The organism is Flintibacter faecis, from assembly GCF_014287875.1.
Taxonomy (GTDB): domain Bacteria; phylum Bacillota; class Clostridia; order Oscillospirales; family Oscillospiraceae; genus Lawsonibacter; species Lawsonibacter faecis_A.
The window spans coordinates 154,883-171,656 of record NZ_JACOPN010000004.1 but is presented as its reverse complement, the minus strand read 5'-3'; the positions used below and the strand labels follow the sequence as shown (position 1 = coordinate 171,656).

The following is a 16,774-nucleotide window of genomic DNA, read 5'->3' as shown; positions in this document are numbered from 1 at the left end:
ATTTCCACAGGCCACTTGACAAATCCGGCGATTTTGTTTATTATGGTTGATAGCAGAAGTGTTAATAGGCAAGCGGACCTGTCCCCGGACGATTTAGACCGGGAATTGTGTCTGCGGGCTGCCCGGGGTGACCCCCAGGCGGAGACCGAACTGGTCAGCCGCTATGGGCAGCTGGTTCGCGCCTGTGCCCGCCCCCTGTTTCTGGTGGGAGGGGACAGCGAGGACCTGATCCAGGAGGGTATGTTGGGTCTGCTCACCGCCATCCGGGGCTTTGACCCCCAGCGGGATACCCTGTTTCGGACCTATGCGGAGATCTGTATCCGCAGCCGCCTGTACACCGCCATCCGTGCGGCCCAGGGCGGAAAGCACGCCCCCCTAAACCACAGCGTCTCTTTTGAACCCCCTCTTTTTGATGGAAGCAACGCACACCTGTTTTCCAGCGTCGAAAGTCCCGAGGACGTCATCATCGGCAGGGAGGAACTGAAAGAGCGACTAGACGCTCTGAAGGGCCAGTTATCTGAGCTCGAAGGAAACATCTTACCCCTATACCTCAACGGCCTCTCCTGCGGAGAGATCGCCCGCCAGGTAGGCCGCCCCACAAAGTCGGTGGACAACGCGATCCAACGCATTCGGCGCAAGGTGGCGCAGCAATTTTCTTCCGGCGTATCCAGCGAGAGCTGATCGCAATATTACACCGTTCGACCCTAAGCGGGGCCGGACAACAGTCAAAGAGAGGGAATTATCCATGTACGAAGACAAGATCCTGGTATGCAAAGAGTGCGGCAACGAGTTTACCTTTACCGCCGGTGAGCAGGAGTTCTATGCCGAGCGCGGCTTCCAGAACGAGCCCCAGCGCTGCAAGGCCTGCCGTGATGCCCGCAAGAACGCGGCTCGTGGCCCCCGTGAGTACTTCACCGCTGTCTGCGCTGCCTGCGGCGGCGAGGCCAAGGTGCCCTTCGAGCCCAAGTCTGACCGTCCCGTCTATTGCAGCGACTGCTTCGCCAAGATGCGTGAGCAGGGCTAATTCTAGCCGGAACACCAGCGGCGTGGCGAATTTTCGTCACGCCGCTTTTTCACGCCCTTTTTGTGACTAAATCGGCCCCACTCCGCGCACCCTAACAGAAATTCCGGTTTAGGAGGCGCGACTATGGCAGACATGGAACAGGATCACACACAGCCGGAGACCCCGGCCAACACGCAGAATTTGGTGGACCTGGGCACATCCCTCATCCAGCGGGAGGAGGGGCGGGTCTATGTGCTGACCATCGTGGGGCAGATCGAGGGGCATCAGCTGCTGCCCTCCGGCATGAAGAGCACCAAATACGAGCACGTGCTGCCCCTGCTGGCGGCGGTGGAGGGCGACCCGGACATCCATGGCCTGCTCATCCTGCTGAACAACGCCGGGGGAGACGTGGAGGCGGGGCTTGCCATCGCAGAGCTCATCGCCTCTATGTCCAAGCCCACCGCCTCTCTGGTGCTGGGGGGCAGCCACTCCATCGGCGTGCCTCTGGCGGTGGCGGCCCGGCGGTCCTTCATCGCCCCCTCCGCCGCCATGACGGTGCATCCGGTGCGGCTGACCGGCCTGGTCATCGGCGCGCCCCAGACCTTTTACTATTTTGAGCGGGTACAGGAGCGCATTGTCCGCTTCGTCACCGGCAACAGCCACATCTCCCGGGAGGACCTGACCCGGTTGATGCTGCGCACCGACGAGCTGGCCGCCGACGTGGGCAGCATCCTCTATGGAGAGGAGGCGGTGCAGCTGGGCCTCATCGACCAGCTGGGGGGCCTGACCGATGCTTTGGACTGGCTCTATCAGACCATGGGAAAAAAGAAGACAACGTGAAGAATATCGCCTGGAGGTCCCGGAGCTTTTCCCAGGAAAAGCCCGGGGCATTTTTTATGTTCCCACTCTTTTTTTGCAGCGGAAAATGTGATAAAATAAAGGCCGATTTTGTATCATGAGAGGGGGAAGGCGGATGCTGCGCATTTTGATGGGCCGGTCCGGGAGCGGCAAGACCACCGCCGTGCTGAATCGCCTGTGCCAGGCTGCCGAAGAACGGCCCCAGGTGTTGATGACCCCGGAACAGCAGTCCCACGAGGCCGAGCGGTCCCTGTGCAGGGCGGGCGGCCCGGGGATCTCCCTGCGGGCAGAGGTGCTGTCCTTCAGCCGCCTGGCCAACCGGGTGTTCCAGGCCGCCGGTGGGCTGGGCTTGGAGGAGCTGGACGGGGGCGGACGGCTGCTGCTGATGTATCGGGCGGTGCAGGAGACCGCCCAGCAGCTGAAAGTCTATGGCCGCCCTTCCAAGCGTCCCGCCTTTCTTCAATCCCTGCTGGCTACGGTGGACGAGCTGAAAAGCTGCCGGGTGAGCCCGGAGCAGCTCATCCGGGCGGGGGAGGAGGCCGAGGGCCCCGGCGGGGACAAGCTCACCGACCTGGGGCTCATCTGCGGGGCCTACGAGGCCCTGGTGGCCCAGACGGCCCTGGACCCCAGAGACCGGCTCACCCGGGCGGCGGACAAGCTGACCCGCTGTCCCTGGGCCCGGGGGAAGGACCTGTGGCTGGACGGCTTCACCGACTTCACCCCCCAGCAGCAGGAGGTGCTGCGCCATCTGCTGCGTCAGGCCAACCAGGTGACGGTGACCCTGACCTGCGACCACCTGGAGGAGGACGAGGGGGGCACGGGCATCTTTTCTCCCGCCCGGCTCACGGCGGCACGGCTGCTGCGGCTGGCCGCCGGCGAGGGCGTTTTCTGTGAGGTGGAACACCCTGTCAGCGATTACAGCACAAAGCCTGACGCCCTGAAACATCTGGAACAGGCCTTGTTCGGCCATGAGGATGTCCGGCCCGTTCCCCAGGCCGGGGCGGTGGAGCTGTTCCGGGCCTCCAGTCCCCGGGCGGAGGTGGAGTGGGCCGCCGCCCGCACCCTGCGCCTGGCCCGGGACAGCGGCCTGCGCTTTCGGGACATCGGGGTGGTGGCCCGGAACTACGGGGCCTATCGGGACCTGATCGAGAGCATCTTCCCACGGTTCGGCATCCCCGTGTTCTCCTCCGCCATGTCGGACATCCTGGAAAAGCCCGTGCTGGCTCTGGTGACGGCGGCGCTGGATACGGTGGCTGGAAACTACGCCTATGACGATGTGTTCCGCTATCTGAAAACCGGGCTCACCGACCTGCCCCAGGAGGACCGGGACCTGCTGGAGAACTATGTGCTGGAGTGGGACATCCGGGGCAGCGCCTGGACCCAGGACAGGCCGTGGGCCTGGCATCCCAGGGGTTACGGCTTCCCCTGGGAGGAGGCGGACCGCACCCTGGCGGAACGGCTGGACGCCGCCCGGCGAGATGTAGCCAAACCGCTGGAGGCGCTGCGAAGAAACACCAACAAAACCGGACGTGGGCAAGCAATCGCACTTTACACCTTTTTGGAGGAGATCGGCCTGCCGGAGCGCCTTGCCCAGCGGGTGGAGGAGCTGAAACGCCGGGGAGAGCCCCTGTTGGCAGAGGAGTATCGCCAGCTGTGGGACATCCTGTGCGGCGGCCTGGAGCAGTGCGCCGCCCTGCTGGGAGACCAGCCCATGGATCTGGACGAGTTTGCCGCCCTGTTCCGGCTGGTGCTGTCCCAGTATGAGGTTGGGGCCATCCCCGTCTCCCTGGACCGGGTGACGGCGGGGGAGACCACCCGTCAGACGGGCCACCAGGTGAAGGCCCTGATCCTGCTGGGGGCGGACGACGGCTCCATCCCCCAGGCATCCACGCCCCCGGGACTGCTGTCGGACGACGACCGCAGCCTGCTGGCCCTGTACGGCCTGGAGCTGAGCGGGTCGGCCCGGGAGCTGCTGTACCGGGAGATGACCACCGTATACCTCACCTGTACCCGGCCCAGCCGGTATCTGCTGGTGTCCTGGGCGGCCAGCGGCCCCGGGGGGGAGGAGCGCCGCCCCAGCTTTTTGGCCCAGCGGCTGCTGCGGCTGTTCTCTGACCTGACCGTGGGTCAGGAGGCGTGGGACGGACAGTTTGCTCTGGAGGCCCCCCGGCCCGCTCTGGAACAGGCCGGATGGAATCCCCGGGCCCGCCTGGCCCTGGAGGGTCTGCCGGAGTACGCCGGCGAGCTGGATCGCCAGGACCGGGCCCAGCGCTGGGACCGGGGCAGCCTGTCCCGCTCCGCCGCCGACCGGCTGTATGGCCGGCGGGTGGCCATGTCCGCCTCCCGCATGGACAAATACCGCTCCTGCCACTTCGCCTATTTCATGCGCTATGGCCTGAAGGCCGAGCCCCGGCGGCAGGCGGGGTTCTCCGCCCCGGCCTACGGCACCTTTGTCCACTATGTGCTGGAGCAGGTCATGCAGGACGAGATGTTCCAGCAGACCCGGCTCCCCGGCATAGAGCCGGCCTTTGGAGACCGGGAGCGAGAGCGCCTGGCTGCTCTGACCCGGGAAGCGGTGGAGCGCTATACTCAGGAGGAGCTGGGCGGCCTGGAGGGCCAGTCCGAGCGCTTTCAATATCTGTTCCGCCGTCTGCTCCGCTCGGTGCAGGCGGTGGTGGAGAATGTGGCCCAGGAGCTGCTGTCCGGCAGCTTCAAGCCCATCTCCTTTGAGCTGGGCTTTGGCCGGAAGGGGGAACTGCCCCCGGTGGAGCTTACCGTGGACGGGGTGACCATCAGCGTGTCCGGTTTTGTGGACCGGGTGGACGGCTGGGTCCGGGACGGGCGGCTCTACCTGCGGGTGGTGGACTATAAGACCGGGAAGAAGTCCTTTGACTGGACGGAGGTCTGGAACGGCCTGGGCCTGCAGACGCTGCTGTATCTCTTCGCCTTAGAGCGACAGGGAGAAAACCTTTACAAGATGCCTGTGGAGAGCGCCGGCGTGCTCTATCTCCCCGCCCACGAGGCGGTGATCCAGGGCAGCCGGACCATGGACGACGACCAGTGGCGCAAGGCGGTGGACAAGGAGCTGACCCGCAGCGGTCTGGTGCTCAACGACCGGGGCGTGCTGGACGCCATGGAGATGGCGGGGGAGGCGGGCTATCGCTTTCTGCCCCTGCGGGTGTCCAAGACCTCCGGCGACGTGACCGGAGAGGCCCTGGCCACCGCCGAGCAGTTCGGCAAGCTGGGCCGCCACATCCATCGGGTGCTGGAGGAGATCTGCCGGGAACTGGGCCGGGGGGCCATCGCCGCCGACCCCTTCTGGCGGGGGCCGGACAAAAACGCCTGCCGCTACTGCGACTACGCCGCCGCCTGTCACTTTGAGGAGGGCCGGGGGGGCGACTGCCGCCGGTGGGCCCCCAAGATCGCTGCGGCGGACTTCTGGAGCGAGGTGAGCAGAGATGGAGCCGATGACTGAGTCTGTGTATAAGCTGGAGATCTTTCTGCCGGAGGAGTCCTTCGACCCGGTGTGCCGGGCCCTGTGGTCGGCGGATGCGGGGCACATCGGCCGATATGACCGCTGCCTGTCCTGGAGCCGGGTGCACAGCTGCTGGCGGCCCCTGGAGGGGACGGACCCCTATCTGGGCCGGCCGGGGCAGCTGTACCGGGCGGAGGAGATCAAGATCGAGGTGTGCTGCCCGGCCGCCCGGTTGGACGAGACCCTGGCGGCAGTGAAAGCGGCCCACCCCTACGAGGAGCCGGTGATCAACGTGCTGCCCCTATACAAAACGGGCCTTTGAAACGCAAAAAAGCCCCGCAGGGCTTTGTGACATAAGGAGACAAGACGAAACATGGATATCACGCTGCACTACGAGCAGATGGGGGAGGGCTTCCCCCTGGTCCTGCTCCACGGAAACGGAGAGGACCACACCTATTTTCAGCACCAGATGGAGCCCTTCGCCGCCCATTATCGGGTCATCGCCCTGGATACCCGGGGGCACGGCGGTTCTCCCCGGGGGGAGGCGCCCTTCACCCTGGAGCAGTTCGCCCAGGACCTGAAGGACTTTCTGGACGGGCAGGGCATTGAGAAGTGCCACCTGCTGGGCTTCTCCGACGGGGGAAACGTGGCGCTGATCTTTGCGCTGAAATACCCCCAGTACATTGAAAAGCTGGTGCTCAACGGGGCCAATCTGGAGCCGGAGGGGCTGAAAAGCGGCCTGCGGATGAAGCTGCGCCTGCGCTGGGCGGCCCTCCAGGCGGCCCGCCGTGTGCAGCCGGAGCTGGAGGGGCAGTTCGAGCTGCTGGACCTGATGGTCACCCAGCCCCACATCGACCACCTGGCCCTGCGGGGGCTGCGGATGCCCGTGCTGGTGGTGGCCGGGGACCACGATGTGATCGCCGAGGCCCATACCCGCATGATCGCCGCCCCCATCCCCCACGGAAGGCTGGCCATCCTGCCCGGGGACCACTTTGTGGCCCGGGATAACTTTCAGCAATTCAACGCCCTGGTACTGGACTTTTTGCAGAAGGGCTGACATCGGGAAAGAGAGGCGACCAATATGGAAAACAGCAAAAACGTACTCATCATCAACGACATGCCCGGCTATGGCAAGGTGGCCCTGGCGGCCATGCTGCCTGTGCTGTCCAACCTGGGCCACAGCGTGTATAACCTGCCCACCGCCCTGGTGTCCAACACCCTGGACTACGGCAAGTTCACCATCCTGGACACCACCGACTATATGGTCAAGGCCATCGAGGTGTGGAAGCAGCTGGGCTTTCAGTTCGACTGCATCACCACCGGTTTTCTGGCCTCGGCGGCTCAGGTGGGCATCATCCGGGACTTTATCGCCAGCCAGAAGAAGGAGGGCCTGCTGGTGATGACCGACCCCATCATGGCCGACGAGGGAAAGCTGTATAACGGCGTGACGGAGGAGACGGTGGAGAACATGCGCCGGCTCATCGGTGTGGCTGACGTGATCGTGCCCAACCTCACTGAGGCGGAGTTTTTGACCGGCCTGTACGAGGGGCAGCAGTCTCTGACCCGGGATCAGGTCCGGCGGGTGATCGATGCCCTGCGGGAATTTGGCCCCCGGTCGGTGGTCATCACCAGCGGCCAGCAGGCCGAGACGGGGGAGCACGCCGTGTGGGGCTATGACCACAGGGCGGGGGAGTATTTCTGCATCCCCTTTCAGTTTATCGACGTCCATTTTCCCGGCACCGGGGACATGTTCTCCGCCGTGCTGGTGGGGGAACTGCTGGGCGGCACAGCCTTTCAGGGGGCGGTGCGCCGGGCCATGGACGTGCTGGAGACGCTCATCGATTTGGAGAAGGGCGAGATCGAGAAGAACAAGGGAATTCGCATCGAAAAGTTTTTAGACGTTTTAAAACAGTGACAGGGAGGACGGGACCATGGCGTTTCCTTTGACCCCGGAACAGCGGGATATTGTACAGGACCGGGGGGGCGAGCTGCTGGTGTCCGCCGCCGCCGGGTCGGGCAAGACCCGGGTCCTGGTGGAGCGGCTGCTGGACCGGGTGACGGAGGAGGGGCTGGACATTGACCGCTTTCTGGTCATCACCTATACCAAGGCCGCCGCCGCCGAGCTGCGCACCCGGGTGGCCCAGGAGCTGGCCGTCCGCCTGGCCGAGCGGCCCCACGACCGGCATCTTCAGCGCCAGCTGACCCTGGTGTACAAGGCCCAGATCTCCACCATCCACGCCTTCTGTTCTGCGGTGCTGCGGGAGAGCGGACATGTGCTGGACTTGGACCCGGACTTTCGCCTGTGCGACGAGGGGGAGGCCCAGGTGCTGATGACCCGGGTGCTGGAGCAGACCCTGGACCGCCGGTATGAGGGCATGGACCCCCAGGGGCCCTTCGCCCGGCTGGTGGACACCCTGGCCGCCGGGCGGGACGACAGCCGTCTGGCCCAGATCGTGCTGGACATCGCCGGACGGGTGCAGAGCCATCCAGACCCCGCCCGCTGGCTGGGGGAGGAGCAGAGCCGCTGGCAGCTGGAGCCGGGGACGGACATGGAGGACACCACCTGGGGGTCCATCCTGCTGGAGGAGCTGCGCCGCCGGTGCCGCTGGTGCCGGAAACGCATCTGCCAGGCGCTGGAACTGGTGGGAGAGGACGAGCTGCTGAAGGTGAACTACGCCACCGCCCTGCATGAGAGCATCGCCCAGCTGAATAAGCTGCTCGCCGCCCGCGGCTGGGACGAGACCACCGCCTGCCTGCCCATCCCGTTCCCCACCCTGGGCCGGAAGAAAAAGCGGTCCAAAGAGCTGGAGGCCTGGGAGGAGATGGAGGTCGCAGACCGGGCCGAGCGCATCAAGACCACCCGCTCCCGGTGCAAAAAGCAGCTGGAAAAGCTCTCCGGCCTCTTCCAGGAGAGCAGCCGGGAGCTGGGGGAGGAGCTGGCCCTGGCCCGCCCGGTGGTCGGGGCTCTGATGGAGCTGACGGCGGACTTTCTGGCCGACTATGCCAAGGAGAAGCGGCGGCGGGGGCTGGTGGACTTCTCCGATCTGGAGCACCTGACGGTCAAGCTGCTGCTGGATGACCGGGGAGAGCCCACCCAGGCCGCCCGGATGTGGGCCGACCGCTTTGAAGAGGTGCAGGTGGACGAGTATCAGGACACCAACCAGGTGCAGAACGCCATCTTCCGGGCCATCTCCCACCAGGGGCGCACCCTGTTTCAGGTGGGGGACGTGAAGCAGTCCATCTACCGCTTCCGTCTGGCCGATCCCACCATCTTTCTGGACAAGTACCACCGCTTCCCGGACGGAGCGAAGGCCCGGCCCGGCCAGCCCCGGCGGCGGGTGCTGTCGAAAAACTTCCGCTCCCGGCCCCAGGTGCTGCTGGGCTGCAACGACCTGTTCCGAAACGTCATGTCCCGGAGCTTTGGCGAGCTGGACTACACCGACGACCAGGCCCTGGTCCCCGGGGCAAGCTTCCCCGACCCGGAGGGGGCGGACTATGCCCTGGAGCTGGACGTGCTGGACCTGTCCTATCTGGGGGAGCAGGACCGGGAGGACCGGGAGAACAAGGACCAGGCCGAGGCCCGCTTTGCCGCCCGGCGCATCCGTCAGCTGCTGGACAAGCCCCTGATGGTGACCGAGGGGGACGGCCAGCGGCCTCTGCGGCCCAGCGACGTGATGATATTGCTGCGCAGCCCCGGCGTGGTGCTGCACCACTACACCCGGGCCCTGGGGGAGGAGAACATCCCCTGGGTGGCCGACGGGAACGAGGACTTTTTGTCCACCACCGAGGGGAACGTGGCCCTGGCCATTCTGCGCCTGGTGGACAACCCCCGTCAGGACGTGCCCCTGCTGGCCGCCCTGCGCTCCCCGGTGTTCGGCTTTACCGCCGACCGGCTGGCCGAGCTGCGCTCGAACGACCGGGGGGAGGACTTCTATTCCGCCGTGGCCGCCGGGGCGGCCCGGGGGGAGCAGGACTGTGCGGACTTTTTGGACCGGCTGGAGCGGCTGCGCTTTGGGGCGGGAGACCGGACCTGCCGCCAGCTCATCTGGCACATCTATGAGACGGCGGACCTGCTGGGCATTTTCGGCGCCATGAACGAGGGGCGCAAGCGCCAGGAGAACCTGCTGTCCCTCTACGCCCTGGCCGGGCAGATGGAGGACGGGGGCTGCCGGACCCTGTTCCAATTCCTGCTGCGGCTGGACCGGCTGCGCCAGACGGGGGGAAAGCTGTCCGCCGCCCGCCCCGCCCAGGAGGGGGAGGGCGTGTCCATCCTGTCCATCCACCGCTCCAAGGGGCTGGAGAAGCCGGTGGTGCTGGTGTGCGGCCTGAGCCGACGGCTGAACCGGGACGATTTGAAGGCCCCGGTGCTCTTCCACCCGGAGCTGGGCGTGGGTCCCAAGGGGCTGGAGCCGGAGCGGATGGTCCAGTATCCCACCCTGGCCCGCCAGGCGGTGGCCCTGCGTCTGGACCAGGAGATGATGGCCGAGGAGCTGCGGCTGCTGTATGTGGCCATGACCCGGGCCCGGGAAAAGCTGATCCTGTCCGTGGCCCTCACCGCCGGGCGCAAGACCCTGACCGAACTGGGGGAGGATCTGACTCTGCCTGTGTCCCCCATGACCCTGTCCGTGCAGCCCAGCGTGGGCCACTGGGTGCTGCTGTATGCCATGACCCGGCCCGAGGCCACGCTGCTGCGGGCCCTGGCCGTTCCGGGACACGACGAGGACTTCCCGGACCCCGAGATCGGTCCCCGTTGGGAGATCTGCTGGGTGAACGACCTGGGGGAGACCCAGGACGACCAGGACGACCGGGACGGCATCGTGGGGAAGGCGGAAAAGGACGTCCGGGCGGACGAGGGCCCGCAGCCCGACCTGTCCTGGCGCTATCCCCATCTGGCCCTGGCCGACGTGCCCTCTAAGGTGACGGCCACCCAGCGGAAGGGGCGGCCCCTGGATCAGGAGGCGGCGGAGGAGGGCATGTCCACCGACCTGCCCCAGCCGGAGCCCGCCGTCCACCGCCCCCGCTTTGCTGCGGAGGAACGGGGCCTGACCGCCGCCCAGCGGGGCACCGCCCTCCACCAGGCCATGCAGTATCTCCCCCTGACCGGGGACCACAGCCCGGAGGGGGTGCGGGCGGAGCTGGACCGGCTGACCCGGGAGGGCTTCCTTACCCCCATGCAGCGCCAGGCCATCCGTCCGGCGGTGCTGTCCGCCTTTTTCCAGAGCGATCTGGGCCGGGACATGTGTGCCGCCCGGGAGTGCCGCCGGGAGTTTAAGTTCTCCCTGCTGGTCCCCGCCCGGGAGTATGAGCCCCAGGGGGAGGAGGTGCTCCTCCAGGGCGTCATCGACGCCTGGTTCGACGACGGGGACGGCATCACCGTCATCGACTTTAAAAGTGACCGCATCCAGCCCGGGGGCGAGGCCCAGCGGGGGGAGGAGTACCGCCGGCAGCTCTGCTCCTACAGCCGTGCGCTGGAAGAAATTCTGGGCCGCCCGGTGCGGAGGCGGGTGCTGTGGTTCTTCGCCACCGGCCGGGCCTGGGACGTGTGAGACTAGTCTCCCCGCTGGCCGGGCAGGTCCGCCAGGACGATGTCCTCCCCAAAGCGGCGCACGGCGGACCAGGGGATGGTCCGGTCCGGCTCCCGGCCCAGCAGTCCCAGCAGTCGGGGCCGGCCCGGGATGATGAGGGCCGTGACCTGGCCCAGGTCGGTGTCCACCTCCAGATCCCCCACATAGCCGAACCGGGTGCCGTCGGCCAGACTGACCACCTCTTTATACCGCAGCTGTTCCATGCTTATATTCATATGGGCGCTCCCTCCTTTTGTAGTAAGGGTATGCGGCCGCAGACGAAGAAATGAGGAATATCCATGCACGATTTGAAACGAACCGATGCGCCCCTGGTCCTTTACGTCCACGGCCAGGGGGGCAGCGCCCGGGAGGCGGAGCACTACCGCCCTCTTTTCCCAGGAAAAGATGTGTTGGGCCTGGACTATCAGGCGGACACCCCCTGGGATTTTATCCGGGAAGTCCGCCCTCAAGTCCAACGTCTGACAGAAGAGCGGGGGCCGCTGACGCTGATTGCCAACAGCATTGGGGCCTATTTCTCCATGGGTGCCCTGTCCAACCAGAGCGTACAGCGGGCCTTTTTCATCTCTCCTGTGGTGGACATGGAGCGGCTTATCACCGACATGATGGGCTGGGCCCGCATCACCGAAGGGCAGTTGAAGGAAGCGGGGCGCATTCATACCGATTTCGGCCAGACACTGGACTGGTACTATCTGACCTACGTCCGGGCCAACCCCGTGCAGTGGGACGTGCCTACAGAGATTTTATACGGGGACCGGGACAATCTGACGACCCCGGCGACCATCGCCGCCTTTGCCCAGGCCCACCGTGCCGGACTGACCACCGTGTCCGGCGGAGAACACTGGTTCCATACGCCGGAGCAGATGGCCTTTTTGGATGAATGGCTCAGAGAAAAGCAATAGGAGACAAAGAAGCACCCACCTAGGAAGTGAGATTCGTTCCCAGGTGGGCGCTTTTTAGAATTATTTGATGAGTCCACGCCGGACCAGGAAGTCGTGGGCCACGGTCTCTAGGTCCCGGCCCTCCACGTCCACGGCGTAGGTCATCTCCACCATGTCGGCGCTGCTGACCTGGCCGGTGAGCTGGCTGAGCACCTGCTCCAGCTCCGGTGCGTCGGTCCGGTGGCGGCTGAACAGGTCCTCCCGCACCAGAATGGCCCCGTTGTACTCCGGGAAGAAGCCCCGGTCGTCGGCCAGAATGGTCAGCCCCGCCCGCTTGTTCAGTCCGTCGGTGGTATAGACGATCATGGCATCGAAGGCCCCCTGTTCCAGGGCCTGATATTTCAGCACCACGTCCACAGCGGAGACGGTGCGGAAATTCAGCCCGTAGAACCGGGTGAAGGGGTCGAACTTCATGCTGCCCTCCTGGGTGAAGAACTCATGTTCCGCCCCAAAGCGCAGGTCGGGAGCTGCGGCGGCCAGGTCGCTGAGGGTGGTCAGGCCGTATTCCCGGGCCGCCTGAGCGGTGACGCCCACGGCATAGGTGTTGTTCAGGCCCACCTTGCCCAGCAGCCGCAGGCCGTCCTCCGCCACTTGGGCATTCACATAGTCAAACAGGCTCTCCCCGGCGGGGATATCGGCGGTGTCCCGGCCCAGGAAGGTGGTGAGCACCGTGCCGTCATAGGTGAACATCAGATCGCAGCTGGGGGAGGGGCCCCGCAGGGCATTATAGTTGTTCACCTGGGTCATCTGATCCCGGATATCCACAGTTAGGTCGGTCTGGTCCTCCACCAAAAGGCGGATGATGCGGTGCATCAGCTTCACCTCGGTGTAGTCCCCGTCATACAGCACCAGCGTCCCGGCGGTACTTTGGGGCAGCAGGGGGAACAGGAGCAGTCCGGCGCACAGGGCGGCGCAGGCCACCCCGCCGGTCCACCGGAGCCAGGATGGCGCGGGTTTTCGCCACCGGCGGTCATTCAGCCGCCGCTCTGCCGCCGACAGCACCAGGTCCAGGATCAGGGCCATGACCATGAGCACGGCGGTGCCCTTCAGCATCAGGGGCAGGTCCTTCTGGCGGATGGCGGTGTAAAACACTCCGCCCAGGCCGCCGCCCCCCACAAAGGCGGCGAATACCGCCGTGCCGATGGCGTTGACGGCGGCGATGCGCACCCCGGTGAAGATCATAGGCAGGGCCAGGGGCAGTTCCACATGGCGCAGACGATAGGCCCGGGTCATGCCCATTCCATCCCCCGCCTCCTTTAAATAGGCGGGGACCTGGGACAGCCCCAGGCTGGTGTTGCGCACGATGGGCAGCAGGGAATAGAGGGCCAGCCCCACCACCACCGTGGGTTTGCCCGGCCCCATGGCCACCATAATGACACCCAGCAGAGCCAGGGCGGGTGTGGTCTGAATGAGGTCCACCAGGCGCAAAATGACCTGACCCGCCTTGGGGTACAGATAGGAGGCAAGCCCCAGGGGGACACCCAGGCCAACGGCCAGAAGCATGGCGGCCAGGACCAGAGAGAGGTGGTCCCGCAGCATCAGCATGGTCATCTCTCCGCCGCCCCCTTTCCGCTGCGCATCCCCCGGGGGACCACACGCTTTTGCAGGGCATCCACCAGAGAGCCCAGCAAAAAGGCCAGCAGGGCCGCCGGAATGGCCCCTTGAAGGATGAGCACATGGTTGTTGGAGCTGACGCCCTTATAGATAAAGTCTCCCAGTCCGCCCTGGCCGATCATAGCGGCCAGCACCGCCCAGCTGACGGTGTACACCGTGGACAGGCGCAGCCCGCCGATGATGGTGGGCATAGCCAGGGGCAGCTCCACCAGCCGCAGCCGCTGAAGCTGGTCCATGCCGCAGCCCCGGGCGGCCTCTTTATACTGGGGCTCCACCGCCGCCAGGCCCGCCACCGTGTTTTTCAGCACAGGGAAGGCGGCGTAGATACTGAGTGCGGCCAGCACGGTGACAGGCCGCATCCCAAGCCACAGAAACAGCAGGCCGATAAAGACGATGCCGGGCACGGTGTTCAGCACGGACAGGGCTGGCAGGATAAAACGGGCCGCCCGGGGGAACCGGGACAGGACGATGCCCAGGGCCACCCCCAGCACGAAGCCCACCGACACCGAGACCACCGTGTAGCCCAGGTGGACGGCCACAGCCCGGAGAATATCGTGGACGGTCTGCATGGTCATATCCATCACCCCCACAGATGCTCCGCCATGGCGGCGGCCATAGAGGTCTTGGTGATGATTCCGGCCACCGTCTTGTCCGGGGCGAGGACCACCAGATAGGGGAAGCCGCTGGAGGCCAACAGGTCAAAGCAATCCTTGGCGTTGTCATCCACTCCCACGGTGGGCGTATTGTTGCGCACCAGGGGGCCGATGGTCTTGACCACATGGCCGGTGAGACGGATGTCCGTGATGGAAACCGTGCCCTGATAGCGCCTGGCCTCGTCCACCACCAGCAGGGTGTCCACGTTGTGGTGCTGCATCCGGCTGACGCACTCGTGGATGCCCCGGTTCTGGTTGACGACAACAACGCCGGTGCGCATCACGTCGGCGGCGGTGAGGTCGGCGGGGGAGGGGCCGGAGATGTGACTGCCTAAAAAGTCCCGCACCTGCTGGGTGGCGGGGTGTTCCAGCATCTCCTCCGGGGCGGCGGCCTGGACGATGTTCCCCCGGTCCAGAAAGACGATCAGGTCGGCCAGGTCCAGGGCCTCGTCCATGTCGTGGGTGACAAAGACGATGGTCTTGTTCAGCTTTTGCTGGAGCTGCTTGATCTCCAGCTGGAGGGAGCGGCGGGTCATGGGGTCCAGGGCGCTGAAGGGTTCGTCCATCAGCACCACCGGGGGCGAGGCGGCCAGGGCCCGGAGGATGCCGATGCGCTGCTGCTGGCCGCCGGACAGCTCTGAGGGGTATTTGTGCGCATAGGACTCATAGGGCAGATCCACCATGGCCAGCATCCGGCGTACCAGGTCGTCATAGCCCTCCTTGGGCGTGCCCAGCAGCCGGGGCACCACGCAGATGTTCTGGGCCACCGTCATGTTGGGGAACAGGCCCACCTGCTGGATGACATAGCCGATGCGGCGGCGCAGCTGATACCGGTCTGTCTTGGCCACGTCCTCGCCGTTGAGATAGATATGCCCGCTGTCGGGCTGGATCAGGCGGTTGATCATTTTCAGGGTGGTGGTCTTGCCGCAGCCGGACGGGCCGATGAGGACGGCAAACTGCCCCTCTTTGATTTCAAAATTCAGGTCGTTGAGAATGGTCTGGTTTCCATAGTGCAGGGACACATGCTCGAAGCGGATCAAAATGAACCTCCTTTTTGCGGGGAACACACAGGAAAAACATAGAAAACGCAGGAAACGGGGTGTTCCGGGCCAGTTGGCCAAAACATAGTTTGGTCAAATTGTATAAAGATATTATACCAAACATAGATAAAACAGTCAAATCAATAAACTGTGAAGAAAGTGGAGCCAAGTCGTGTCTGAACGGGCGGGCCTTTCAAAAGTCTTTATAAAATCTTAAACTTCTTCCCGCTGGCTTCTTAACCTTTGTCTGTTACCATAGGGACAGAAAGAGAAGGAGGAGACGGCCATGGAATGGATCGTGATGCTGATAAAGGCCCTGGCGGGCACTGCGGGAAGTCTGCTGGCCCTGTGGGGCGGATACTATCTGGTCAGTGGACTGATGTGCTGGAGGGGGCAGAGGCCCTTTCCCATCCGTCCGGCCCGGACAAAGTTCGCCGTGCTCATCGCTGCCCGGAACGAGGAACTGGTCATCGGCCCCCTCATCAACAGTCTGCTGATGCAGGACTATCCCCCGGAGCTGTATGACATCTGGGTCATCCCCAACAACTGTACCGACCACACCGCCCGGGCGGCGGCCGGCTTTGGGGCCCGGGTGTTGAAATGCGACCGCCCGGTGAAGAGCAAGGGGGAGGTGCTCCGCTTTGCCTACGCCCGTCTCCGGGGCCGCCGGTATGATGCCTGCTGCGTGTTCGATGCGGACAACGTGGTGGACAGCCGGTTTTTGCGGGAGATGGACCTGGCTTATCAGGCCGGGGCCGGTGCGGCTCAGGGCTATCGGGACAGCAAGAACCCCTATGACAACCCGCTGTCCGGCTGTTACTCCATTTACTACTGGATGATGGATCGGTTTTATAACCAGAGCCGGGCCGCTATGGGGCTGTCCGCCATGATCAACGGCACCGGCTTTATGGTGGCCACCCGGGTGCTGGAGGGCCTGGGCGGCTGGAACACCCACACCCTCAGCGAGGACCTGGAGATGACCGTCCAGTGCGCCCTGGCGGGGGAGAAGGTGGCCTGGGTCCCCCGGGCCGTCACCTATGACGAGCAGCCCCTGGACTATGCCGTGTCCGTCACGCAGCGCCGCCGCTGGACCAGCGGGACCATTCAGGTGGCCGGGCGGTATCTGTCCCGGCTGGGCCAGGGTGCGGAACAGGGGAGCAGGCCGCTGGTCCTGGCCGATGTAGCCGCCCTGCTGGTGGTGCCCTTCTATCAGGCGGCGGCTCTGGGCGGGCTGATCTTGTCGTCCGTCTCCGCCGCCCTGACCTGTCCCAGGATAGAACTGGCCCCCTGGGTCCTGCTGACCGCCGCGCTCACCCAACTGGCGGGCATGATCCTGGGCTCTGCCGCCGCTGCCGCACTGGTGCTGACGCTGGAGGGCAAATGGGACCGCCGTCTGCTGCCCGCCCTGGGGCTGTATGGCTTCTTCCTGCTGTCCTGGCTGCCCATCACCCTGGGCTGTCTGGTGAAGCAGACCACCCAGTGGGAGGAGATCCGCCACACCCGGAACGTATCTCCCCAGCCCGCAGCAAACCGGGACTCTCTGGCCAGCTGAATGAAATAACACCCTCTCTTGACTTTGGCCGCCGCACAAACCAGCTGTGCGGCGGC

14 protein-coding genes are annotated in these 16,774 nt (G+C 65.2%); 10 read left to right on the top strand and 4 right to left on the bottom strand.

Annotation, left to right across the window (positions count from 1 at the left end; genetic code table 11):
- Positions 1 to 42: 42 nt before the first annotated feature.
- The 8 genes from H8S55_RS07515 (at position 43) to addA (ending at position 10,882) form a co-directional block, all read left to right on the top strand.
- The gene (locus H8S55_RS07515; RefSeq protein ID WP_186878456.1) at positions 43 to 681 is read left to right on the top strand and encodes a sigma-70 family RNA polymerase sigma factor; all 639 of its coding nucleotides are present in this window, start codon (positions 43 to 45) and stop codon (positions 679 to 681) included.
- A gap of 64 nt (positions 682 to 745) precedes the next feature.
- Positions 746 to 1,024 carry a zinc-ribbon domain containing protein gene (locus H8S55_RS07510; RefSeq protein WP_147562284.1) on the top strand — a complete coding sequence of 93 codons (279 nt, stop codon included), beginning with the start codon at positions 746 to 748 and terminating at the stop codon, positions 1,022 to 1,024.
- 123 nt (positions 1,025 to 1,147) lie between these two features.
- On the top strand, positions 1,148 to 1,843 hold the full coding sequence (locus H8S55_RS07505) for a ClpP family protease (protein WP_238044389.1): 696 nt from the start codon (positions 1,148 to 1,150) through the stop codon (positions 1,841 to 1,843).
- Between the two features lie 133 nt (positions 1,844 to 1,976).
- Positions 1,977 to 5,336, top strand: a complete 3,360-nt coding sequence (locus H8S55_RS07500; RefSeq protein WP_186878455.1) for a PD-(D/E)XK nuclease family protein — start codon at positions 1,977 to 1,979, stop codon at positions 5,334 to 5,336.
- Positions 5,320 to 5,658 (top strand): YqfO family protein, encoded by a 339-nt coding sequence (locus tag H8S55_RS07495; protein ID WP_186878454.1) that lies wholly within the window; start codon positions 5,320 to 5,322, stop codon positions 5,656 to 5,658. Before H8S55_RS07500 ends, H8S55_RS07495 begins: the two co-directional genes overlap by 17 nt.
- A gap of 51 nt (positions 5,659 to 5,709) precedes the next feature.
- Positions 5,710 to 6,393, top strand: a complete 684-nt coding sequence (locus H8S55_RS07490) for an alpha/beta fold hydrolase (protein WP_186878453.1) — start codon at positions 5,710 to 5,712, stop codon at positions 6,391 to 6,393.
- Positions 6,394 to 6,417: 24 nt separating this feature from the next.
- Positions 6,418 to 7,251: a pyridoxamine kinase gene (locus H8S55_RS07485; protein WP_186878452.1), complete on the top strand. Its 834-nt coding sequence runs from the start codon at positions 6,418 to 6,420 to the stop codon at positions 7,249 to 7,251.
- Between the two features lie 16 nt (positions 7,252 to 7,267).
- On the top strand, positions 7,268 to 10,882 hold the full coding sequence (gene addA / locus H8S55_RS07480; protein ID WP_186878451.1) for a helicase-exonuclease AddAB subunit AddA: 3,615 nt from the start codon (positions 7,268 to 7,270) through the stop codon (positions 10,880 to 10,882).
- A gap of 2 nt (positions 10,883 to 10,884) precedes the next feature.
- On the opposite strand, the gene H8S55_RS07475 is transcribed toward addA, so the two are convergent.
- The gene (locus H8S55_RS07475; RefSeq protein WP_186878450.1) at positions 10,885 to 11,136 is read right to left on the bottom strand and encodes a YlmC/YmxH family sporulation protein; all 252 of its coding nucleotides are present in this window, start codon (positions 11,134 to 11,136) and stop codon (positions 10,885 to 10,887) included.
- A gap of 63 nt (positions 11,137 to 11,199) precedes the next feature.
- Here H8S55_RS07475 and H8S55_RS07470 point away from each other — a divergent pair, with 63 nt between their 5' ends.
- Positions 11,200 to 11,820, top strand: coding sequence for an alpha/beta hydrolase (locus H8S55_RS07470; RefSeq protein WP_186878449.1), 621 nt, complete (start codon positions 11,200 to 11,202; stop codon positions 11,818 to 11,820).
- 60 nt (positions 11,821 to 11,880) lie between these two features.
- Here the strand turns inward: H8S55_RS07470 and H8S55_RS07465 are convergent, their stop codons facing one another.
- From H8S55_RS07465 to H8S55_RS07455, 3 genes are read right to left on the bottom strand one after another with little or no spacing between them, the layout of a single operon-like run.
- Positions 11,881 to 13,410 (bottom strand): glycine betaine ABC transporter substrate-binding protein, encoded by a 1,530-nt coding sequence (locus H8S55_RS07465; protein WP_186878448.1) that lies wholly within the window; start codon positions 13,408 to 13,410, stop codon positions 11,881 to 11,883.
- Positions 13,407 to 14,048 carry an ABC transporter permease gene (locus H8S55_RS07460; RefSeq protein WP_147562293.1) on the bottom strand — a complete coding sequence of 214 codons (642 nt, stop codon included), beginning with the start codon at positions 14,046 to 14,048 and terminating at the stop codon, positions 13,407 to 13,409. The genes H8S55_RS07465 and H8S55_RS07460 overlap by 4 nt, the downstream gene beginning before the upstream one ends.
- Before the next feature lie 5 nt (positions 14,049 to 14,053).
- Positions 14,054 to 15,166, bottom strand: a complete 1,113-nt coding sequence (locus H8S55_RS07455; protein WP_147562294.1) for a betaine/proline/choline family ABC transporter ATP-binding protein — start codon at positions 15,164 to 15,166, stop codon at positions 14,054 to 14,056.
- Between the two features lie 286 nt (positions 15,167 to 15,452).
- On the opposite strand from H8S55_RS07455, the gene H8S55_RS07450 reads away from it, so the two are divergent.
- Positions 15,453 to 16,718: a glycosyltransferase family 2 protein gene (locus H8S55_RS07450; RefSeq protein ID WP_186878447.1), complete on the top strand. Its 1,266-nt coding sequence runs from the start codon at positions 15,453 to 15,455 to the stop codon at positions 16,716 to 16,718.
- Positions 16,719 to 16,774: the final 56 nt, after the last annotated feature.